Raw genomic sequence first — 20,709 nt, forward strand, 5'->3', positions numbered from 1 at the left:
ACCAGTTGATGCACGAGGGACGTCCCAAGTAGATGCGCAGTTTCATCCTGCGCCGCGTGCTGCAACTGGTTCTCGTGCTCGTCGCGGTCACGTTCGCGACGTTCGCGTCGCTCAACGTCATCGGTGATCCGCTGGAGAACCTGGTCGGTCCGATCATCGCCGGCACCGACTGCGACGCCGTCGATCGCGGGGAGATCCCCGACGCGAGCTCGACGGGTGGTGGTCGTACGGACTGCGAGATCATCCGGGAGGCCGAGGCCGAGTACAACCTCGACAAGTCGATCCCAGTCCGCTACGGGATCTGGGCCGGCGAGATGCTTCGGGGCGACTTCGGGCGGTCGTTGATCACCGGCGTCGAGACGAAGCAGCTGGTCACCGACCGCCTGCCCCAGACCCTCAAGCTCGTCGTGTTCTCCCAGATCATCGCCCTGGGGATCGCCATTCCGTGGGGCGTGGCGACGGCGCGACGGGCCAACCGTGGATTCGACCGGGCCAGCACGATCGGCTCGTTCGGGTTGCTCTCGATCCCCAACTTCGCCCTCGGGGTGATCCTGTTGTGGCTGTTCGCGCTCCGATGGGAGTTCTTCCCGGCCGGCTACGACGACGACAGTTGGAGCCAGGAGCTGAAGTCGTTGACCCTGCCTGCGCTCACACTGGGACTGGGCCTGGCCGCCACCTACCAGCGCTTGTTGCGCACCGATCTGATCACGACGCTGCAGGACGACTTCGTCCACATGGCCCGGGCCAAGGGCATGCCCACCAACTGGATCATGTACCGTCACGCCCTGCGGCCGTCGCTGTTCTCGGTGGTCACCGTCTTCGGCGTCAACACCGGCGCCCTGATCGGCGGCTCGCTCGTGATCGAGCAGATCTTCTTCATCCCCGGCGTCGGCGCAGCCATCGTCGAAGCGGTGCTGCGCCAGGACCAGCCCGTCGTCGTCGTCCTCGTCGCCCTGGTCGCCGTGGCCTTCGTCGTGATCAACTTCTTCGTCGACCTCTTCTACGGCTGGCTCGACCCGCGGGTGCGCGCGGGATGACGAACATGCACATCGGACGGGGTGCGGCCCCAACGACGACAGCGAGGATCCGGTGACCGACACCATCGATGCGACAGCGGGGGGAATCCTCGAGGATCCGCTCCCCGCCGACGCGGTGAAAAAGTCCCTCGGGTGGGGGTTCTGGCTGTGCATCGGCTGGCTCGCCGGACTGGCGCTGGTCGCCCTTCTCGCGCCGATCCTGCCGATCGACGACCCGACCGATTTCGGCGCCGGCCCCAACAGCGAGGGCCCCTCCTGGGCGCACTGGTTCGGCACCGACAAGGGTGGACGCGACGTCTTCGCCCGAGCAGTGTGGGGAGCCCGTATCTCGCTCGTGGTCGGCGCCTTCGCCATCGGTTTCGGGCTCCTCGTCGGCGGTTCGCTCGGGATGCTGGCCGGCTATCTCCGCGGGTGGGTCGACCAGCTCATCAGCTTCATCTTCTTCACGGTCCTCTCCTTCCCCGCCCTTGTCCTCGCCATCCTGATCGTCACCTCGACCGAGCGCAGCCTGACGACGGTGTCGCTCACCCTCGGCATCCTCGCCGTTGCCCCGGTCGGTCGGTTGGCGCGTGCCCAGACCCTGGTGTTCGCCGAGCGCGAGTTCGTCCAGGCGTCGCGGGTGATCGGCGCCAAGAACGGTCGCATCATCGTGCGGGAGCTCCTCCCCAACGTGTTGATCCCGATGGGTGCCCTCGGCCTGCTCGGCATGGGCATCGCGATCGTCGCCGAAGGTGGACTCGCCTTCCTCGGCCTGTCGGTTGCCGGTGAGGACGCCAGCGGGCTCAGCTGGGGCAAGCTGATCAACGAGTCGCGGAGCATCCGCGACCTGCAGAACATCCCCCACGTGGCGTTCGCGATCATCGGAGTGATGTTCTTGACCATCCTGGCGCTGAACTTCGCGGGCGACCGGATACGGGAATACACCGACGTGCGCGAGACGGCGTTCTAGGAGCACCATGTCGGAACCACAGCTCGTCGTCCGTGATCTCACCGTCCGCTTCCCGACCACCCGCGGGGTGGTCCAGGCCCTCAACGGCGTCAACCTCGAACTCGAGAAGGGCCAGATGCTCGGCATCGTCGGCGAGTCGGGGTCGGGCAAGTCGGTGACGGCGAAGACGCTCATGAACCTCCTTCCCCGCACTGCCGAGGTCGAGGGCGAGGTGCGCTTCGAGGGCAAGGACGTGCGCGAACTGGCAGCCAAGCGCCAGGAGCACTTCTGGGGCGTCGAGATGACGATGGTCTTCCAGGACCCGATGACCTCACTCAACCCGGTCAAGCGGTGTGGCGAACAGATCGCCGAGACGCTGCGCTACCACCTGGGTCACAGCAAGAAGGAGGCGCTGGCCGAAGCCGAGGATCTGCTCGGCCAGGTCGGGGTACCCGAACCCTCCAAGCGGATCCACCAGTATCCGCACGAACTCTCGGGCGGTCTCCGTCAGCGCGTGGTCATCGCGATGGCGTTGGCGTGCCAGCCCAAGCTCCTCATCGCCGACGAGCCGACCACCGCGGTCGACGTGACGGTTCAGCGGCGCCTGCTCAACCTGCTCGACCGGCTTCGCGAAGAGCGGGGCATGTCGATGATCCTCATCACCCACGACCTCGGCGTGGCCCGTGGTCGCTGCGACGAGGTGGCGGTCATGTATGCCGGCCGCATCGTCGAACGCTCCAAGACCGAGACCTTGTTCAGCGACTCACGCCATCCCTACACCGATGCGCTGCTCCGCACGATTCCCCGTGTCGACCAGCCGAGCCACACCCGGCTCGAGCCGATCCCCGGTCGACCGCCCGAACTCATCAACCCGCCCGTGCAGTGCGCCTACGCACCGCGATGCCGGTTCGCCCAGCCCGACTGCCTGGAGGCGATCCCCGAGATCCAGGGGGTCAAGGGAATGCACGAGTTCGCCTGCTTCCATCCGGCCAACACCGACCGCGGCCGCGAGGCGCTCGCCGCCAATGTCGCAGCCGGACAAACGGCCACCGGGCTTCCCATCACCGGCTACGCCGGAGGAGGATCCTGATGGCAGGTTCCGGACACGCTCCCCTTCGCGACGATCCCAATGTGCTCTTGACCGTCAAGGACCTCGTCGTCGAGTTCCCCGTCGGTCGTGGCGCGGTGGTGCATGCGGTGAGCGGTATCTCGTTCGACGTGGCCGAAGGGGAGACGCTCGGCATCGTCGGCGAGTCGGGCTGTGGCAAGTCGACCGTCGCGAAGTCGATCATCCGGCTCAACTCGATCAAGAGCGGAACCGTCGACTACCAGGGCCACAACCTCGCCGAGCTCGAGGGTGAAGCGCTGCGTCGCATCCGGCCGGATCTGCAGATGATCTTCCAGGATCCGATCTCCTCGCTCAACCCCCGGCGCAAGATCCGCGACGTGATCTCCGAGGGTCTGGCGGTGTGGGGCGACCAGCAGGGTTCGTGGTCGCAGGATCGCATCGAAGAACTGATGGTCGCCGTCGGCATCGACCCGAAGTTCGGCGACCGCCGTCCGCACCAGTTCTCGGGCGGTCAATGTCAGCGCATCGGCATCGCCCGGGCCCTTGCGCTCGACCCGAAGGTGCTGATCTGCGACGAGCCCGTGTCGGCGCTCGACGTGTCGGTCCAGGCACAGGTCCTCAACCTCCTCGAGGACATGAAGCAGCGCTACGGCCTCACCCTGCTCTTCATCAGTCACGACCTCTCGGTCGTCAAGAACGTCTCCGACCGCATCATCGTCATGTATCTCGGCAAGGCGTGTGAGATCGGCAACGCCGACGAGCTCTACGAGCATCCTCGGCATCCGTACACGCGGGCCCTTCTGGCGTCGATTCCCGAGCCGGCGCCCACGGTGGATCTCAGCGACGGCGACATCGATGGCGAGCTGCCGTCGCCGATCAATCCTCCGGCCGGCTGCCGGTTCAACACCCGCTGCCAGCACACCACCGAGATCTGCTTCACCGACGAGCCCATGATGCAGAAGGTGGAGGGCACCGATCACTACTTCGCCTGCCACCACCCCGTCGAGGTCTCGGTCGGGCTCTGATCGTCAGGTGAGTTCCCAGGTGGTGGCGGTGGCCATCGGCGACGCCGAATCGATGGCCGGGCGAGCCCTGCCGTCGTCGGCGAGGGCGAGCAGGTGTGCGATCACCGAACGCGAGGCGGGCCGCCACAGCTCCCGGGCGACGGCGGCGTAGAGGACTTCGACGATCTCCCTCACCGACCGGGGCCCCGCCTCGAGCTGCTGCACGATCTGCTGGGTTCGCAGCAGACGGTGGTCGTGCAGCGCCTTCACGTAGGCGGCCGGCTTCGTCACCGGTCCACCGTGGGTGGGGTAGAGGATCTCGTCGTCGCGAGCGAGTAGGAGGCGGAGCGATGCCATGTAGGCGCGCAGGTCGCCGTCGGGTGGCGGAATGATCGTGGTCGACCACCCCATCACGTGGTCGCCCGAGAGCACCGCCTTCTCCTCGGCGACGGCGAAGCAGAGGTGATTCGAGATGTGGCCCGGTGTGTGGAGCGCTTCCACCGTCCAGCCCGGACCTTCGACGATGTCGCCGTGGGCCAGCCGCTGGTCGGGCGCGAAGTCGACGTCCGGTCGGTGCTTGTCGTGGTCGGCGGCTGCCTTCGCCTTCTCCTCGGCGGTCTGCTCCTTGCGTTCCTCGCCGGTGTCCCAGTCGCGGTCGTCGTCGATGTCGTCGTCGCCTTCGCTGGTCGCGGCGTGAGGGTGTGGGCCGAACCCGAGAATCGGGGCGCCAGTGGCATCGGCCAAGCCGCGAGCGGCGGGGGAATGATCGCCGTGGGTGTGGGTGACCAGGATCTGACGGACGCGTTCGCCGTCGAGTGCGGCGAGCAGGGCGTCGACATGCGCGTCGTCGCGCGGCCCCGGGTCGACGACGGCGACGTCGCCGTGGCCGATCACGTACGTGCCGGTTCCGTGGAACGTGAACTTCGAGGGGTTGTCGCAGACCATGCGGCGAAGAAGGGCCGAGACGTCGACGAGTTCGCCGTGGTGTGGTTCGAAGTCGAGGTCGAAGAGTGGCGGCATCAGCTGAGCCCGGCTGCGGCGCGGCGCACGATGTCGGCGGCCCGGTCGTCGAGCGTGATGGTGCCGGCCGCCTCGATGCCCGCCGCACTCATCTTCCTGAGCGTCTTCGTGACCACGTCGACCATCTTGTCGTCGTCGGCCAGCTTGTCGGCTGTGGCCAGGAACTGCGTCTCGACGAACGTGAGGCAGACGGCGTCTTCGAACGTCTGCACCTCGGGGTCGGTGCCGAGCCCCTTCTTCTGGACGATCTCGACGGCCCGGTGCAGCTGGGGGACGGGAATGTCGTCGGCCGTCAGCAGTGTGGTGAGCAACTCCGCATGGCGCTTCTTCTGGTCACGCCGCCAGCGGAGATAGCCGTCGCGGCCCTCCGGGTAGTCGGAGCGAGGGAGCTCCCAGCGCCGAAGGTGATGGGCGCGGGCGGCGAGTTGGAGGGCCGCGCCCGCCTCCGGGTCCAACCGCAGGACCCATTCGTGGGCGCGTCGACCCTGCTCCTGTGCGAGCGGACGGTCGTCGATCCGGTTGGGATCGCCTTCGTTGGCGTCGTCGATGCTGCCGATGGCGCGGGCGAGGAGGTCGGGATCCACGCTGGGATCGTACTCAGGTGGCGCACTCCGACTCGCCGATCTCGGCCACGTAGGGGCCGGTCTCGTCGAAGTCGACATAGAAGTCGGGGTCGTCGTCGTAGGCGGGGAACTCGTCGAGGTCCTTCATCGTCGCGCCGACCGCGGCGGCGCCGCCGGCGCGTTCGAGCCATCCTCGGAACGACTCCCCGGCGGTGCGTTCGTCATTGAAGCGGCGTACGACCCGCACTGCGGCGTGGGCCGCGGCCTTCGCCGGAAGCCGCAGCGCCTTGTCGCCGAAGTGCATCTGCTCCTGGCCGACATAGCCGCCGAGCAGCATCTGGTAGCCGGGCGCCGAGCGGCCGTTGGCCCGACGCTCGGCCCCGAAGAACCCGATGTCGGCCGCGTGATGCTGGCCGCATGAATTGGTGCAACCCGAGATGTTGATACGAAGGCCGCCGACGGTGCCGAGGCCTTCCTCGTCCAGCGCGTCGCCGATCGCCTTGGCGAGACCTCGGCTCTGGGTGACGGCGAGGTTGCACGTGTCGGCGCCGGGGCAGGCGACGACATCGCGCACCAACTCGGCGCCCGGCTCGGCCATGCCGAGTTCGCGGAGGCGCTCGTAGAGAACCGGCAGTTCCGATTCGTCGAGGCCCCGGATGATCAGGTTCTGGCGGTTGGTCAGGCGGATGTCGGCGTCGAACTCGCGTTGGACGGCGGCGATCCCGCGGAACTGGTCGGCGGTGATGTCGCCGAGCTGGGCCCACGCGTAGGCCGAGACCTGTCCGCTGGCGATACCGCGGACCACGTTGGCCTGGAACCAGCGGTCATAGGGTGACGCGCCGCCGATGCTCACCGGGGTGCCCTGGCCGACTTCGGTGACGTGGGCGCGATTGCCGACACCGGCCGGAGCATCGCCATTGACGCGGACCTCGGTCGGGAGCCCGCCGGGATACGACGACGAGGCGAGCAGGAACTTCCGGGTGTTGAGGATCCGCCGCTGGACCTCCTCGAAGCCGAGGTTCTCGACGACCCACTTGAGGCGGGCCCGCAGCTTGTTGTCGCGATTGCCGGTTTGCTCGAAGATGCGGAGGATCGCTTCGATGGTCGGCAGCAGCTCCTCTTTGGGCGTGAAGTCCTCGAGCGCCATCGCCGGGAACGGGGTGGTGCCGAGGCCGCCGGCGATGAAGACCCGGAAGCCTGCTTCGACGGTTCCGTCGTCGAGGGCTCGGGTCGTGGCGATCACGCCGGCGTCGTTGAACATGGCCTGGCCGCAGTCGGTCTCACAGCCGGAGAAGTTGATCTTGAACTTGCGGGGGAGGCGCTGGCCGAGCGGGTTGCGGACGAAGTGCTGGTAGGCGGCCTCGGCCCACGGTGTGATGTCGAGGTGCTCGTGGGGGCAGGCGCCGGCGAGGTGGCAGCCCTGGACGTTGCGAACGGTGTCGCCGCAGGCTTCGCGGGTCGTGAGGCCAACCGACGCGAGGTGCTGCATCACGTCGGGGATCTGGTCGAGCTGCACATAGTGGAACTGGAGGTTCTGGCGTGTCGTGATGTGGGCCCAACCGCGGCTGTAGCGCTCCACGAGGGTCGCGATCATCTCGAACTGTGCGGGGGTCATGGAGCCGTACGGCACCTTGACCCGCACCATCTGGTTGGTCCCGCCCTGGCGTTGGCCGTAGATGCCGTTGGTCAGTCGGAACACGCGGAAGACGTCTTCGCCGATCTCGCCGGACCGGTAGCCGGCGAGTACCTCGCGGAACTTGTCGATGTCGGCCTGGATGTCGGGATCGATCTCGGTGGTCTCGACGGATGGTTCGAGGATCGTCATCGGACGGGTCCTTCCCTTTGCGGATCGGCGCCGGAGGCGGCGGGGGTTCGTTCGGTGAGCGGGAGCAGTTCGAGCACGGATCGGGCGGCGACGCCCCCGATCACGAGAGTCGACGGGTTGACGACCGTGAGGTCGGGGAGCCCGGCGAGGGTCGTGCGCTGCACGTCCTGCTCGGCAGTGGTGGCCGCGTGCACGGCGGCGACGGGCGTCGACGGGTCCATGCCCGCCGCGAGAAGACGTTCGCTGAGCAATGCGGTCCGGCTGGCGCCCATCAACACGACCAGCGTGGTGCCCGTCCTGGCGAGCGCGTCCCAGTCGAGCCACTGGTCGGCGTTGGGGTCCTGATGCGCAGTCACGACGGTGAATCCGCTGCTGACGCCGCGCATGGTGACCGGGATTCCGGCCGCGGCGGGGGCGGCGATGGCCGAAGTGATGCCCGGCACCTCGTCGACGGCGATACCGGCGGCCCGTAGCTCGAGGGCCTCTTCGCCACCGCGGCCGAACACGAACGGGTCGCCGCCCTTGAGACGGACCACGCAGTCGAAGCGACGCCCGCGATCGACGAGGATGTCGTTGATGCGGTCCTGTGCATCGGACGGAGCACCGGGGCGCTTGCCGACGTCGACCAGCTCGGCCCACGGTGCCGCGAGGGCGAGAATCCGTTCGTCCACCAGGCGGTCGAAGACGACCACGTCGGCCCGCTCCAGGAGCCGAACGGCCTTGACGGTCAACAGTTCGGGGTCGCCGGGGCCGGCTCCCACGAGATGGACGGTCATGAGCGCACCTCGCGGGCGGCTTCGCCCGTGATCCCGAGGGATGTCCGCAACACGGCGCGGGCGTCCTCGATCCGGCCGGTGCGCACGAGGCCGAGCAGGTCGGCGTCGAGCGCGTCGTCCCAGCCCTCGACCTCGGAGGTGCCGAACGTGGCACGAGCCTCGGCCCGGGTCTCGGACAGGAGGTCGAGCAGCTGGTCGTAGCCGCCGCTGAGCTCGCGCTCATAGCGCCGGCGGAGCCAGCGGGCCAGCCCGGGGCTGCGGCCGTTGGTCGAGATCGCGACCTGGAGATCGCCGTGGCGGGCGACCGCCGGAAGCGTGAAGGTGCAGTTCGCGGGATCGTCGGCGGAGTTCACGAAGATGCCGGCGGTCTCGCCGTCGGCTGCCACCTGTGCATTCACGAGCGGGTCGCTGGTCGCGGTGATCCCGAGGCGGTACGACGCGACCTCGCCGCGCTGGTACGGGCGGGCGAACCAGCGCACGTCGGGGTCGTCGGCGATGTCGGAGACGGCGTCGGGAGCGACCACGGTGACCGCGGCCCCGGCACGGAGCAGACCGGCGACCTTGCGGGCGGCCACCGGCCCACCACCGACCACGAGTACGGGCCGACCTGACAGGTCGAGATTGACGGGGTAGGCGGTACTCACAGGTGGAGTCCGCATTCGGTCTTCGCGGAACCGGCCCAGCGGCCGGCACGGGGATCGGAGGGGTCGGCCGGTTCGGTGCACGGCCAGCACCCGATCGACGGGTAGCCGTCGAACGTCAGCGGGTTCACGAGGACGTCGTGTTCGAGCATGTGCTGTTCGATCGCGGCCGTCGACCATCCGGCCAGCGGGTTGATCTTGACCAGGCCACGAATGTCGAGATCGATGATCGGCGCGTTGGCTCGCTGCGGACTGTCGTCGCGACGCAGGCCGGACATCCACGCGTCGGCGTTCGCGACGAGATGGCGTTCGAGCGGGGCGACCTTGCGGCTTCCGCAGCAAGTGTCGTTCCCGTGGTTCCACACGTCAGCAGCGGTGGGGGCGGGCCGCAGGACGGTCAGATTGAGCGAGTAGCGGGCCATGGCCCGGCGAACCGTGGCGAGCGTCTCTGCGAAGTGGAAGCCGGTGTCGATGAACACGACCTCGATGTCGGGGTCGACGGCCACGGCCAGGTCGATCAGCAGGGTGTCGGCGAACGATGCACTCAGGCTGAGCCGCGAACCGAACTCGTCGACGGCCCAGCGGATGATCTCCCCAGGGTGACAACCTTCGAATCGGTCGCTCATGGTCGCAGCGTCGGCAGAGTCCCAGCGGGCGTGGGTACGGAGGTTCACGGGGGTGTCGACGAGGCTCATGGGGGCCAATCTGGTTAATTCTGATCGGAACAGTCAGGATTGTCAGGTCACCATAGAGTTCGGTCTGCAGTGAATACACCTAATTCCGATCATTTTTGTCAGGTATTAGTCCGGACAATCATGCGGGTTCGATAGAACAGGGGCATGAAGCGCTCGATCGACGACTACCCGGCCGGCCCTGACGACATCCCGCCGGGTTGGGAGAACGATCTCGCCCCGGTGTCCTGGGCGATCCAGATCAGCGACGACTACGACGACGCTGCGCCGCGCATCGTCCTCACCGTCGAGGAGGTCGGCCGACCCGCCGAAGGTCTCGTGATCCATCTGACCCCGGATCTCGCCAGGCGTCTGCGCGTCGCCATCCGCGACGGCCTCGCGGAGATCGGCGAACGTCCGGACCCCTGATCGATTCAGTCGGGCGGGGTGATCGTGCGGCGGTCGCCGGCACGGACGGCCAGGGTGACCTTCACGGCGATGAAGCCGACACCGCAGGTCAGCACTCCGAGCGTCAGCAGCTGGGCGTAGCCGCCCCGGTCGCCGGGGTTCTCCGGCTTCGGGCCGGCATCGGGGCAGCCGATGATGGTTCGGCACGCGTCGGGGATGTCGTCCTGGGCCGCCGCCGGACCGACGGAGATCACCACCAGCAGCAGTGCGAGGGCGACCGCCCGCATCGAGATCCTCACGATGTCGTCGTGACTTCACCGGTCGACGCGCCGAGGTAGCTCGGCTTGTCGCCGCCGCCGTGGACCGGGATCGTGCAGCCGCTGACCCAACGGGCGAGGGGCGAGGCGCAAAAGAGCACCACGTCGGCGATCTCCTCGGGCACTCCCATGCGGCCGAGCGCCAGCGTGTCGCCGACCGCGGCGATGCCGGCCTCGTCGCCGTAGAACAGATGGGCTTCCTCGGTGACGATGAGCCCGACGACCGGTGCGATCACGCGGATCTTCGGACCCCATTCGACCGCAAGGGTCTCCGTGGCGTTGATGAGACCGGCCTTGGCGGCGCCGTAGGCGACACCGGCAGGATTGGCCCGAGTGCCCGACACCGACGCGATGTTGATGATCACGCCTCCATCGTCCTGTGACTGCATCTGGGCGTGCACGGCCTGGGCGAAGTTGAGTGGTGCCAGAAGATTGAGCGCCACGATCTTCTCGTTGAATCGCGGTGAGACGGTCGCGCTGTCGGCGGGCGGCGCACCTCCGGCGTTGTTGACCAGCACGTCGACCCGGCCGGTGGCTTCGATCGCCGCCGCCACGACTGCGGCGATCTGATCGGGTTCGCGAACGTCGCAGGCGACGAATGTGGCCGATCGCCCGCCGGCTTCGACCGGGGCGTGCGGTTCACGCCGTGCGCAGATGACCACGCTGGCACCTTGTTCGAGGAATCGCTCGGTGATGGCCCGACCGAGACCCTTGGTACCGCCGGTGACGATCACCGTGCGTCCGGTCATGTCGAGAGGATCGCGGGTCGTGACGTCGTCGGCCATGACCGAAACCCTACCCGCACGTGTTCGCACGACTCGCAGCCGTGGCCTACCGTCTGGGCGGTTTCTGACACGGTGTCAGGTCGACAGGTGTCAGTGGAGGAGGCAAGGTGCCGGACAAACGAATGACCGACGACGAGGTCATCGCCGAGCTCGAGAGCGGGATGACCATCGGGATCGGCGGCTGGGGCTCGCGGCGCAAACCGATGTCGCTCGTGCGGGCGATCCTGCGCAGCGATCTGACCGACCTCCACATCGTCTCCTACGGAGGTCCCGACGTCGGCATCCTCACCGCGTCGGGACAGGCCACGAAGGTCACGTACGGGTTCGTGTCGCTCGATTCGATCCCGCTCGAACCTCACTTCCGGGCTGCTCGCCAGGCCGGCACCCTCGAGGACTTCATGGAGCTCGACGAGGGTGCGTTCTACCTGGGCCTCATGGCCGCGGCCCACCGCGTGCCGTTCTATCCGACCCGGGCCGGCCTGGGCACGGCGATGCTCTCGGAGAACCCCGGTCTCAAGACCGTGCGGTCGCCCTACGACGACGGTGAGGATCTCGTGGCCATCCCCGCCTTCGAGATGGACGCGGTGATCCTTCACATGAACCGGGCCGATGCCAAGGGGAACGGGCAGTTCCTCGGCCCCGACCTCTACTTCGACGACCTCTTCGCGATGGCCGGCAAGAAGACCTACATGTCGGCCGAGAAGATCATCCCGACCGAGCAGTTCCTCGACGAAGGGCCGGTCCACACGTTGCGGATCCCGCGCATCCACGTCGACGGGGTGGTCGAGGCGCCCATGGGTGCCCACTTCACCGAGTGCCCGCCCGACTACGGCCGGGACGAGGCGTTCCAGCGCGAGTACGCGGCGACGGCGAAGGACCCGGAGGCGTGGGACACGTTCCGGGCCGACTGGCTCGAGCTCGAATCGCACGAGGCCTATGTGAAGAAGCTCGAGGAGAGGGACCGGACATGAGTGGGGAAGCAATGGCTGAGCCGACGTCGAGCGAGGTCACACTCGACGAGATCTGCATCGTCGCGATCGCGGAGGCGTTCCGCGGCGACGGTGAAGTGCTGTGCAACCCGATGGGACCGGTGCCGGTGATCGCGGGCCGGTTGGCCCGGGCGACCTTCGAGCCCGACCTCATGCTGACCGACACGATCGCCTATGCGATCGAGGGCAATCTCGCGTTCGGTGGCGACGCCGGCGATGCCGTCGTCGAGTCCTACATGCCGTTCCGGACGATCTTCGACCAGGTCTGGTCGGGCAAGCGTCATGTGGTGATGGGGGCGAGCCAGATCGACCGGCACGGCAACCAGAACTTCGCTGCGATCGGCCCGTACCGCAAGCCGAAGGCCCAGCTGCTCGGCATGCGCGGCGCCCCCGGAAACCTGATCAACCACGCCACCACGTATTGGGTGCCGAACCAGGCGCGGGCATTCAGCGAGACCGTCGACGTGGTGTCCGGTCCCGGCTACGACCGGATCGCAGCGTTGCCCGAAGCGAGCCGCGCTCACTTCGAGATCCGCCGGGTGGTCACCGATCTGGGTGCCTACGACTTCGAATCCGAGGACCGCACCATGCGGGTCCGTTCGCTGCACCCGGGCGTCACCCTCGAGCAGGCCCAGGACGCGTCGCCGTTCGAGCTGACGGTCACCGGAGATGTCCCGGAGAGTCGTCTGCCGACCGACGAGGAACTGGCGCTGATCCGCGACGTGTTCGATCCCAACGGTGTGCGCAAGGGCGAGTTCCGCTGATGGACCTCGAACTCGCGCCCCGCTATGTCGAGTTCCGCGAGGAATGCCGCTCGTGGCTCGACGCGAACAACCCCGGCACCATCGCGTCCATGGACACGGCCGAGGGGTTCGAGGAGCACCGGAAGTGGGAACGCGTGCTCTTCGACGGAGGCTGGTCGGTGCCGGGTTGGCCCGTCGCCTACGGCGGGCGCGACTGCGACCTGATCGAGTGGCTCATCTACGAAGAGGAGTACTGGCTCTCGGGCGTGCCCGGTCGGGTCAGCGCCAACGGCGTCAGCCTCCTCGCGCCGACGATCTTCAACTTCGGCACCCAGGAACAACAGGACTTCTTCCTGCCGAAGATGGCCAGCGGCGAACACATCTGGGCGCAGGGCTGGAGCGAGCCGGAAGCGGGCAGCGACCTCGCCGGCATCAAGACCAAGGCGATCCGCGACGGCGATCACTATGTGCTCAACGGCCAGAAGACGTGGTGCTCCCGTGGCGCCTTCGCCGACTGGATCTTCTGCATCGTGCGGACCGATCCCGATGCCGAACGCCACGCCGGTCTCACGTATCTGCTCGTTCCCGCCGACGCGCCGGGGATGGAGCGCCGTCCGATCGGCCGGCTCGACGGCGAACCGGGCTTCGCGGAGATCTTCTTCGACGACTGCCGGGTCTCGACCGACCACGTCCTCGGCGAGGAAGGGCAGGGATGGGCGGTCGCGATGGCCGCCGCCGGTTCCGAGCGCGGTCTCAATCTGCGCAGCCCCGGTCGTTTCATGGCCGCAGCCGAGCGTCTGACCGGCCTGGTCCGCGACCTGAAGGCCCAGGGGCGTGACATCGACGTGCGCCTGCGGGACGAGGTCACGGATGCGTGGATCCGGGCCCAGGCGTACCGCTGGCAGACCTACATGATCGCGGCCAAGCTCATGGACGGTGCCGAGATCGGCTCCGAAGCGAGCCTCATGAAGGTGTTCTGGTCGGAGATGGACCTCGAGCTCCACGCAACCGCGCTGCGGCTCCTCGGCGAACGCGGCGAGGTCGTCGAGGGCAACGACTGGCTCGACGGCTACGTCTTCGCGCTCTCCGGCCCCATCTACGCCGGCACCAACGAGATCCAACGCAACATCATCGCCGAGCGGGTGCTCGGTCTGCCCCGGAGGTAAGGCGATGCAGTTCACGTTCACCGACGAACAGGACATGTTCCGCGACACGGTCCGCGACCTCTTCGCCGACCTCTGCCCGCCCGAGGCCGTGCGCGCGAGCTGGGACAACGACGACGGCCGGGTGCCCGGACTCTGGTCGGCGTTGGCCGAGATGGGGGTGCTGTCGGTGCTCGCCCCCGAATCGGCCGGCGGTCTCGGCATGGACGAGGTCGACTTCATCCGCATCCTGGAGGAAGCGGGCTACGCGGGGGTGCCCGACCCGCTGATGGAACATGCGGCGATCGCGGTGCCGGCGTTGGCCGAGGCGGGCTCGGCCCACCTCGAGCCGGCGATCTCCGGCGACATCACGTGTTCGGTCTCGCTCCTCGAGGGCGGCCACACGGTCGGCGCCGGCGCGGCCGACGTGCTGATCTTGGCCCATGGCGGCGCGCTCGTCGCCGCCACGGCGTGGTCGGCCGATCCGGCGACGTCGATCGACCAGTCGCGTCGACTCTCCACCGTGACCGAGATCGTCTCGTCCGACGACCTGATCGGAGCCGATGCGACGCTGGCGTTCGATCGGGCCGCGCTCGGCACGGCGGCCCAGTCGGTCGGAGTCGCCCGTCGACTCCTCGATGCGACGGTGGAGTACGTCGCCGAGCGGTATCAGTTCGGCAAGCCCGTCGGCAGCTACCAGGCCGTCAAGCACCATCTCGCCGACGTGCGCCTCGGGGTCGAGTTCGCCGCGCCGCTGGTGTACCGGGCGGCGTGGTCGGTGGCGCATCCGGAGTCCCACGATGCCGTCATCCGGGGCCGCGACGTGTCGATGGCGAAGGCGATGGCCGCCGACGCGGTCGATCGAGCGTGCCGAGCTGCGCTCCAGTGCCACGGTGCGATCGGCTACACGTTCGAATACGACCTTCAGCTGTGGCTGAAGCGGGGCTGGGCGCTGGCGGCGGCCTACGGCGACGCGCGGCTGCACCGCGACCGGGTGGCCGACGCCCTCGGGATCTGAGGCTCAGGCGGCGACTGGCTGACGCCCGGCCACGGCCTGGTTGGCGTAGCCGTGCACCGTCTTCACGAGGTGTGAGCCTCTGCGGGCCTCGCACGCTTCGCAGGTGATCTGGTAGCGGCCCAGGCGCCCATCGCGGACGTGGCCGTCTCGGTCACCGCACAGGTTGCAGTTGTGGTGGTTGTTCATCAGTGCTCCCGACGTCTCTGTGGGGAGATCGGCACCGACCCGGGCTCGGTGGATGGGTCGGTCGGACCCTGTTGCGGTGCCGATGCCGGCCTGCATGAGCCGTTCGGCCCACGCAGTGTGATAGCTCCAGGGAGTGCGTCTGCTCGGTTCACTCGTTCTTGTCGCTCTTCTGGCCGTCAGCTGCAGTGGAGACGATGTCCCGGCGGGCTCGGATTCGTCGGCAACCGACCTCGCGTCGTCGGCGTCCACGACCGATTCCTCGACGACGACCACCACGCTGCGACCGCCGCCGCCCACCGATCCGCCCGAGCGGGCCGATCCCACGATCGGCGACCTGACCATCCCGTGTCGACCGTCCGATGCGATCGAGCTGCCCGATCGGCCCGGCGTCACGGCCGATGCCGTCACGATCGGCACGGGATCCGATCGTGGTGGACTGGGCACGCCGGGAGCAGGTGACGGGATCATCGAGATGGTCGAGGTGCTCGTGGACCTCTGCAACGCGAGCGGCGGGATCGCCGGGCGAGACGTGCGGGTGGTCGACTACGACGCAGCCGGGTTCGAGGCGGTCGACCGAGTCGAGGAGGCGTGTGCCGAGACGGTCGCGCTGGTCGGACACCGGTTTCTCCAAGAGATCGAAACAGCGCTCTCCGCAGCCGCGTGCGGTCTCCCACTCTTCACCGCCGGTACCGACCTCGTCCCCACGACGCCGTTCGGCCTGCACGGCCACCTGGTTGCGTTCTTCACCGACCCGGAGAATGCGGATGCCGTGGTCCTGGTCGGCCCCGACACTGCGCTCGCCGCGCTCGAACGGGCGGCACGCCGTCGTGCGATCGAGTCGCTCGACGGCGCCCTCACCGTGGTCGGCGAGGTGACGTACCCGATCGATGCGGTCCCCGACTGGGGGAGGATCACCGGCGAGGCCCGCGCCCTCGGAGCCGGTCAGGTCCACATCGACGGCGGCTGTGCGCAGGCGGTGTTGCCCTTCGTCGATGTGGCAGAGGCCGCGTCGTGGCGTCCGCTCGTGACGGCGACCGCCGAGGCGTACGACGAGGCCTGCCTCGCCTCACCGCAGCCCGATCGGCTGCTCGTCGAGCTCCCGTTCCTGCCGTTCGAGGACGGCGGTGCCGCCCCGGCGACGGCCGCCCATGCCGAGCTGCTCGACCGGATCGCTGCGCCTCGTACCGGCCTGGGGTTGCTGGCCGCGACGGAGTTCTGGCGTTGGGCATCGGCGGCGGAAACCTGTCTCGCTGATCTGGATCCGCAGTGTTGGGCGACGGATCGCGCGGCGCAGGAGGCGTGGACGGCGGGTGGCCTGCACCCGGCGTTGGCGGCGGACGGGAGCTCCGAGGGCTGCGCCGTGGTGCTCGGTGTCGAGGATGGCGAGTTCGTGCGTCGCCTGCCGACCGAACCCGGTGTCTATGACTGCAGTCCCGAGCTCAGCGCGGTGGTGCCCGCCGCCGGGTGACGACGCGTCAGAGGAAGATGCGGCTGAGATCGGCGACGCGATCGGGGGTGAGGCACTCGGCGCCGATGGTGGCCGCTGCGAAGATCAGGTCGATCGAGGCCGTCTTTCGGTCCTGCACGACATCGAGGAGGTAGTCGACCTCGAAGTCGGTGAGCCAGGGCGCCGCGCACTTCGCCTCGGTGGTCGTGAGACCGCCGATCTCCAGGGCAACGCGGAGATCTCGGGTACAGGTTCCGGTCGAGGCGAAGGTGGGAACCTCGACGGGATCGACGAAACGGAAGAGGAATGTCGCAGCCTGTGCTCGCGTGACCGCGCCGTCGGGATCGAATCGGAACGGGCTCGTGCCGGTGGTGATGTCCTGTTCGGCCATCCAGGCGACCGCGACCCGTTGGTAGTCGCGGGTGATGTCGACGAACGGCAGTGGGGCCGCGGCCGCGGGCGATCCGGCATAGCGCCAGAGCAGGACGGCGAAGTCGCCGCGTGAGATCGAGCGCTCGGGCGCGAACCTCGTGGGCGAAACACCGGTGGTGAGGCCTTCGCCGTACAGCCAGCCGACCGGGCCCTGCTGGTAGGTGGCAGTGACGTCGGTGAAGGGGTGTGACGTGCTGATCGGGTCGTTTCCTGAGCTCTCGTCGAGGCGGTGGAGGAACGCGGCGACCTGGCCCCGGGTGACGTCGAGCGTGGGCCCGAAGCAGCCGGTTTCGATGCCGGTCGTGATCTCCTCGCCCACCATCCAGGCGACAGCGTCGGTGTAGTAGGCGTCGTGTTCGACGTCGCCGAATCCGCCGGTTGCGCCCGCCACTGCGGGTGTGGCGGCGGCGAGGGCGATGGTCGTCGCGATGGCGGTGGTGAGGAAGCGGCGCAGACGCGGTGTTCGTCGCATGGTGGTGAGTGGTCCTTGGTCGAGTGGTGGTTGGGTCGTTCGCTGCGTCGGACCCGAACGGCAGGGCTGCCGGTGGGGGAGCGTCGAACGGGGACACGTGTCGATGTGGTGACGGCAGGGTAACCCCCGGTGCGCGGATCAGCCCGGCAGCGTGACGCACGTCATGATGGGTGACGTAGGTCACACATCGGCGTCGCGCGGGCGATCGCCACGTGTGGGGGTACGGATGGAGTGCCGTCGGATCCGTCGCGTACGCTCCGACGATGCCGGATCCCCTCAGGAACTCGTCCACCGCGTCAGGTGTCGACTCGTGGGTCGTCGTGGTGATGGCGATGGAAGTCGAAGCGGCGCCGCTGCGTGCGGCGCTCGGCGCTGAGCCGATCGATTCGCCGCGATGGGCGGCCTCGCTTCCCGTTCGACTCGCGGTCGCGCCTGCGAGCGGGACACGACCGAATGTCCTCCTGGCCGTCAACGGCGACGACCCGGTCTCCGGCGTGCCCGCGATCGGCACGACCGCGGCCGCGTTGACGACACACGTCGCCCTCAATCTCGACACTGTTCCCCGTCCCGCACTCGTGTTGTCGGTCGGAACAGCGGGTGGGTGGTCGCGCAACGGGTCCGACATCGGTGACACCTACTTCGCCTGGCCGCACGTCAGCTGCCACGACCGTCGGATCGACCTCCCGGGCTTCCAGGCCTATGGCGACGCCGATCTGCCGACTGCGGACCTGCGGCACCACGCCGAGGCGCTCGGTTGCGGGATCGGCGTCGTGACGACGGGCGACAGCCTGGACGAGTCGCCCACCGACCGCGACCGGATCATCGGCAACGCCGGCGTCGTCAAGGAGATGGAGGCGGCCGCAGTGGCCTGGGTGGCTCATCTCCACGGGGTGCCGGTCGGGGCCGTGAAGACGATCACCGATCTCGTCGACTCCGAGATCGCCACCCCCGAACAGTTCATGGCGAACCTGGCCGTCGCGGCGGCGTCGCTGCAGCGGACCACGCTGGGCCTTCTCGATCGGTTGGGGACACCGGCGTGACCGTGTCCGAAGAAGAGGTCGTTGCCGCGATACGGGAACTCGGTCGGATCGCTCACGCGGTCGAAAGCGCGCCGGCCGCACGCGGGGAGGCACTGGCGCTCATCGAGGCGGCGCGCGAGCTGCTCGGCGGCGGAGCGCCCAGGCGGCGATGGTACGAGCTCGCACCGGGCGACACCGATTCGACCCGCGCCCGCAACCGGGAGCTGTCGACATTCTCCGGCACCCTCAACCCCGTCGCTCCGCCGATGACGATCCGTGCCGGCTCGCTCGACGACGGACGACCCGCGCTCATCGGGTCGGTGCGCCTCGACCGCCTCCGTGAAGGCCCTCCCCACGCGGTGCACGGCGGTGTGCTCGCCGGCCTCTTCGACGAGCTGCTCGGCGGGGGACAGCGGCTCAACGGGGGTCCTCCCGGGGTGACCGGCCGACTCACCATCCGCTATCGGAGACCCACGCCGCTCGACGCCGATCTGGAACTCCGCGTCTGGATCCACGAGGAGCGAGGTCGCCGCGTCAGGGTGCGGGGTGACTGTGTCGTGGTCGGCGACGACACCGGCCGGGTGACCGCCGACGCGGAAGCGATCTTCCTCCGGGTCGACTTCGACCAGATGAGCGAGATGATGCGGGGCCGGGTCGATGGCTGAACCGCCGCCCCTTGTCGAAGCCCCCCGTCCGGACGACGATCCGGCGCGACCGCTCGTCTATTTCCTGTGCACCGGCAACGCGGCCCGGTCCGTCATGGGCTCCGCCATGCTGCGCGTGCTGCTGGGTCCCGAGCCCGAGATCTCGGTGAACAGCGGCGGTACCCACGTACTCCCCGGGCAGATCATGAGCGTGCGCACCCGAACGGCGCTCGAACGCCACGGCATCCGCGACCCGTTCCACCGGAGTCGTCAGCTGACGGTCGGCGACATCGAGCGGGCCTCGGTCATCGTGGCGATGGAGCCGGATCACCTGCGGTGGATCCGACGGATGCATCCCGAGGCCGCGGCGATCACCGGGAGCCTCAAGCGGGTGGTGCGCGACCTGGCACCCGCCGCCGAGGGGACGCTCGACGAGCGGGTGAAGGGTCTGGAGCTGGCCAGGATCGAGTTCGAGGACTGGGAAGAGGTGATCGATCCAGGCGGGGGAGAGCAGCCGGTCTTCGATGCCGCGGCGGACGAGATCGCCGAGCTCGTCGCCGGTCTCCATCAACGCCTTCTGTAGCGCATGGCGTCGCACCGTCGGGAGGGGCTGCTGCTGGCGATCGCCGTCGGCGTCGTGGCGTTGACCTTCGGCGTGCTCGCCGACGCCGCCGGTCTGGAGCTGGCCCAGATCATCGTCATGTCGGCGCTGGTCTTCACGGGCGCATCACAGTTCGCCGCGGTGTCGGTGGTCGACAGCGGAGGTTCGGGCGGCGCCGCGGTCGGCTCGGCCATGTTGCTGGCGGCCCGCAATGCGCTCTACGGACCGGTCGTGGCTCGACTGCTGCCGTCGGCCTGGCTCCCGCGGGCGATCGGCACCCATCTGACGATCGACGAGACCGCAGCGATGGCGAGCGTGCAGGATGACGACGACGCCGCCGCCGACGCGTTCTGGTGGACGGGCATCTGGCTGTGGTCGCTCTGGAACATCGGTTCGGTCGCCGGCGCGCTCATCGGTGCAGTGATCGGCGAGCCCGAGACCTGGGGTCTCGATGCGGCCTTTCCCGCTGCGTTCGTCGCCCTCCTCGCCCCCCACCTCCGCACGGCGCCCGGACGAGTGGCGGCCCTGCTCGGCGCCGCATTCGCGATCGGCACCGTGCCGATCGCCCCCGCCGGAGTTCCGCTGCTCGTGGCGGCGCTCGCCGTCGTGCCCGCGTTCGCGTTCTCCCGCCGAGGGCCGATCGCATGAGCTGGTCGGCGATCGTGCTCCTCGTGATCGGCTCGTTCGGTTGCAAGTGGTTCGGCGTGGCCGTGCTCGGTCGGATCGGTGGCGCCGACGCGATGGTCGGCGGACGATTCGGATGGTTCCCGGCGATGACCGCGCTGATCCCGCCGGCGCTGTTCGCCGCGTTGGTCGCGGTCCAGACGCTCGAGTTCGAGGGCGCGTTGCAGATCGACGCCCGCTCGGCCGGCGTCGCCGCGGGAGCGATCGCCGTCTGGCGCAGGGCGCCGTTCCTTCTCGTGGTCGTCGTCGCGATGGCCGTCACCGCGGCGATTCGCTGGCAGACTTGAC

At 68.6% G+C, this 20,709-nt stretch carries 25 protein-coding genes; 15 read left to right on the forward strand and 10 right to left on the reverse strand.

Annotated features, from left to right (window positions below):
* Positions 1 to 32: 32 nt before the first annotated feature.
* The 4 genes from R2707_20165 to R2707_20180 are packed head-to-tail and all read left to right on the forward strand — an operon-like array spanning position 33 to position 4,059.
* Positions 33 to 1,037, forward strand: coding sequence for an ABC transporter permease (locus R2707_20165; GenBank protein MEZ5247414.1), 1,005 nt, complete (start codon positions 33 to 35; stop codon positions 1,035 to 1,037).
* 52 nt (positions 1,038 to 1,089) lie between these two features.
* Positions 1,090 to 1,986 (forward strand): ABC transporter permease, encoded by an 897-nt coding sequence (locus R2707_20170; GenBank protein ID MEZ5247415.1) that lies wholly within the window; start codon positions 1,090 to 1,092, stop codon positions 1,984 to 1,986.
* 7 nt (positions 1,987 to 1,993) lie between these two features.
* Positions 1,994 to 3,055, forward strand: a complete 1,062-nt coding sequence (locus R2707_20175) for an ABC transporter ATP-binding protein (protein ID MEZ5247416.1) — start codon at positions 1,994 to 1,996, stop codon at positions 3,053 to 3,055.
* A complete protein-coding gene (locus tag R2707_20180) occupies positions 3,055 to 4,059 on the forward strand; it encodes an ATP-binding cassette domain-containing protein (GenBank protein MEZ5247417.1) in 1,005 nt (334 codons plus the stop codon). Before R2707_20175 ends, R2707_20180 begins: the two co-directional genes overlap by 1 nt.
* Positions 4,060 to 4,062: 3 nt before the next feature.
* Here the strand turns inward: R2707_20180 and R2707_20185 are convergent, their stop codons facing one another.
* The 6 genes from R2707_20185 to R2707_20210 are packed head-to-tail and all read right to left on the reverse strand — an operon-like array spanning position 4,063 to position 9,558.
* Positions 4,063 to 5,058, reverse strand: a complete 996-nt coding sequence (locus R2707_20185; GenBank protein ID MEZ5247418.1) for an MBL fold metallo-hydrolase — start codon at positions 5,056 to 5,058, stop codon at positions 4,063 to 4,065.
* Entirely contained in the window at positions 5,058 to 5,642 is a 585-nt protein-coding gene (locus R2707_20190; GenBank protein MEZ5247419.1) for a DUF4202 domain-containing protein, read from the reverse strand. Before R2707_20190 ends, R2707_20185 begins: the two co-directional genes overlap by 1 nt.
* A 13-nt stretch (positions 5,643 to 5,655) precedes the next feature.
* On the reverse strand, positions 5,656 to 7,446 hold the full coding sequence (locus R2707_20195) for a nitrite/sulfite reductase (protein ID MEZ5247420.1): 1,791 nt from the start codon (positions 7,444 to 7,446) through the stop codon (positions 5,656 to 5,658).
* Complete coding sequence (gene cobA, locus R2707_20200; GenBank protein MEZ5247421.1) at positions 7,443 to 8,222, reverse strand: uroporphyrinogen-III C-methyltransferase; 780 nt, start codon at positions 8,220 to 8,222, stop codon at positions 7,443 to 7,445. The genes R2707_20195 and cobA overlap by 4 nt, the downstream gene beginning before the upstream one ends.
* A complete protein-coding gene (locus R2707_20205) occupies positions 8,219 to 8,866 on the reverse strand; it encodes a bifunctional precorrin-2 dehydrogenase/sirohydrochlorin ferrochelatase (protein ID MEZ5247422.1) in 648 nt (215 codons plus the stop codon). The genes cobA and R2707_20205 overlap by 4 nt, the downstream gene beginning before the upstream one ends.
* On the reverse strand, positions 8,863 to 9,558 hold the full coding sequence (locus tag R2707_20210) for a phosphoadenylyl-sulfate reductase (protein MEZ5247423.1): 696 nt from the start codon (positions 9,556 to 9,558) through the stop codon (positions 8,863 to 8,865). Before R2707_20210 ends, R2707_20205 begins: the two co-directional genes overlap by 4 nt.
* A gap of 144 nt (positions 9,559 to 9,702) precedes the next feature.
* Here R2707_20210 and R2707_20215 point away from each other — a divergent pair, with 144 nt between their 5' ends.
* Complete coding sequence (locus R2707_20215) at positions 9,703 to 9,963, forward strand: hypothetical protein (protein MEZ5247424.1); 261 nt, start codon at positions 9,703 to 9,705, stop codon at positions 9,961 to 9,963.
* Positions 9,964 to 9,968: 5 nt separating this feature from the next.
* Here R2707_20215 and R2707_20220 read toward each other — a convergent pair whose 3' ends face one another.
* Together R2707_20220 and R2707_20225 are read right to left on the reverse strand one after the other, a co-directional pair.
* A complete protein-coding gene (locus R2707_20220) occupies positions 9,969 to 10,241 on the reverse strand; it encodes a hypothetical protein (protein ID MEZ5247425.1) in 273 nt (90 codons plus the stop codon).
* Positions 10,238 to 11,044, reverse strand: coding sequence for an SDR family oxidoreductase (locus R2707_20225; GenBank protein ID MEZ5247426.1), 807 nt, complete (start codon positions 11,042 to 11,044; stop codon positions 10,238 to 10,240). The genes R2707_20220 and R2707_20225 overlap by 4 nt, the downstream gene beginning before the upstream one ends.
* A 107-nt stretch (positions 11,045 to 11,151) precedes the next feature.
* On the opposite strand from R2707_20225, the gene R2707_20230 reads away from it, so the two are divergent.
* Genes R2707_20230 through R2707_20245 form a run of 4 tightly spaced genes read left to right on the forward strand, consistent with a single transcriptional unit; the run spans position 11,152 to position 14,936 of the window.
* Complete coding sequence (locus tag R2707_20230; GenBank protein ID MEZ5247427.1) at positions 11,152 to 12,015, forward strand: CoA-transferase; 864 nt, start codon at positions 11,152 to 11,154, stop codon at positions 12,013 to 12,015.
* Positions 12,012 to 12,797, forward strand: a complete 786-nt coding sequence (locus R2707_20235; protein ID MEZ5247428.1) for a CoA-transferase — start codon at positions 12,012 to 12,014, stop codon at positions 12,795 to 12,797. The genes R2707_20230 and R2707_20235 overlap by 4 nt, the downstream gene beginning before the upstream one ends.
* Positions 12,797 to 13,942: an acyl-CoA dehydrogenase family protein gene (locus R2707_20240; protein ID MEZ5247429.1), complete on the forward strand. Its 1,146-nt coding sequence runs from the start codon at positions 12,797 to 12,799 to the stop codon at positions 13,940 to 13,942. Before R2707_20235 ends, R2707_20240 begins: the two co-directional genes overlap by 1 nt.
* Before the next feature lie 4 nt (positions 13,943 to 13,946).
* Positions 13,947 to 14,936 carry an acyl-CoA dehydrogenase family protein gene (locus R2707_20245; GenBank protein ID MEZ5247430.1) on the forward strand — a complete coding sequence of 330 codons (990 nt, stop codon included), beginning with the start codon at positions 13,947 to 13,949 and terminating at the stop codon, positions 14,934 to 14,936.
* A gap of 3 nt (positions 14,937 to 14,939) precedes the next feature.
* Here the strand turns inward: R2707_20245 and R2707_20250 are convergent, their stop codons facing one another.
* A complete protein-coding gene (locus R2707_20250) occupies positions 14,940 to 15,122 on the reverse strand; it encodes a hypothetical protein (GenBank protein ID MEZ5247431.1) in 183 nt (60 codons plus the stop codon).
* Between the two features lie 133 nt (positions 15,123 to 15,255).
* Between R2707_20250 and R2707_20255 the strand changes: the two genes are divergently transcribed.
* Positions 15,256 to 16,590: a hypothetical protein gene (locus tag R2707_20255; GenBank protein MEZ5247432.1), complete on the forward strand. Its 1,335-nt coding sequence runs from the start codon at positions 15,256 to 15,258 to the stop codon at positions 16,588 to 16,590.
* Between the two features lie 7 nt (positions 16,591 to 16,597).
* Here R2707_20255 and R2707_20260 read toward each other — a convergent pair whose 3' ends face one another.
* Positions 16,598 to 17,473, reverse strand: a complete 876-nt coding sequence (locus R2707_20260; GenBank protein MEZ5247433.1) for an S-layer homology domain-containing protein — start codon at positions 17,471 to 17,473, stop codon at positions 16,598 to 16,600.
* 263 nt (positions 17,474 to 17,736) lie between these two features.
* Here R2707_20260 and R2707_20265 point away from each other — a divergent pair, with 263 nt between their 5' ends.
* From R2707_20265 to R2707_20285, 5 genes are read left to right on the forward strand one after another with little or no spacing between them, the layout of a single operon-like run.
* The gene (locus R2707_20265; GenBank protein ID MEZ5247434.1) at positions 17,737 to 18,513 is read left to right on the forward strand and encodes a hypothetical protein; all 777 of its coding nucleotides are present in this window, start codon (positions 17,737 to 17,739) and stop codon (positions 18,511 to 18,513) included.
* The gene (locus tag R2707_20270; protein MEZ5247435.1) at positions 18,510 to 19,157 is read left to right on the forward strand and encodes a hotdog fold domain-containing protein; all 648 of its coding nucleotides are present in this window, start codon (positions 18,510 to 18,512) and stop codon (positions 19,155 to 19,157) included. Before R2707_20265 ends, R2707_20270 begins: the two co-directional genes overlap by 4 nt.
* Entirely contained in the window at positions 19,150 to 19,719 is a 570-nt protein-coding gene (locus tag R2707_20275) for a hypothetical protein (GenBank protein MEZ5247436.1), read from the forward strand. Before R2707_20270 ends, R2707_20275 begins: the two co-directional genes overlap by 8 nt.
* A 3-nt stretch (positions 19,720 to 19,722) precedes the next feature.
* A complete protein-coding gene (locus R2707_20280) occupies positions 19,723 to 20,385 on the forward strand; it encodes an AzlC family ABC transporter permease (protein ID MEZ5247437.1) in 663 nt (220 codons plus the stop codon).
* Positions 20,382 to 20,708: an AzlD domain-containing protein gene (locus tag R2707_20285; protein ID MEZ5247438.1), complete on the forward strand. Its 327-nt coding sequence runs from the start codon at positions 20,382 to 20,384 to the stop codon at positions 20,706 to 20,708. Before R2707_20280 ends, R2707_20285 begins: the two co-directional genes overlap by 4 nt.
* Position 20,709 lies beyond the last annotated feature (1 nt).

It is taken from the genome of Acidimicrobiales bacterium (assembly GCA_041394245.1).
GTDB lineage: Bacteria > Actinomycetota > Acidimicrobiia > Acidimicrobiales > Aldehydirespiratoraceae > JAJRXC01.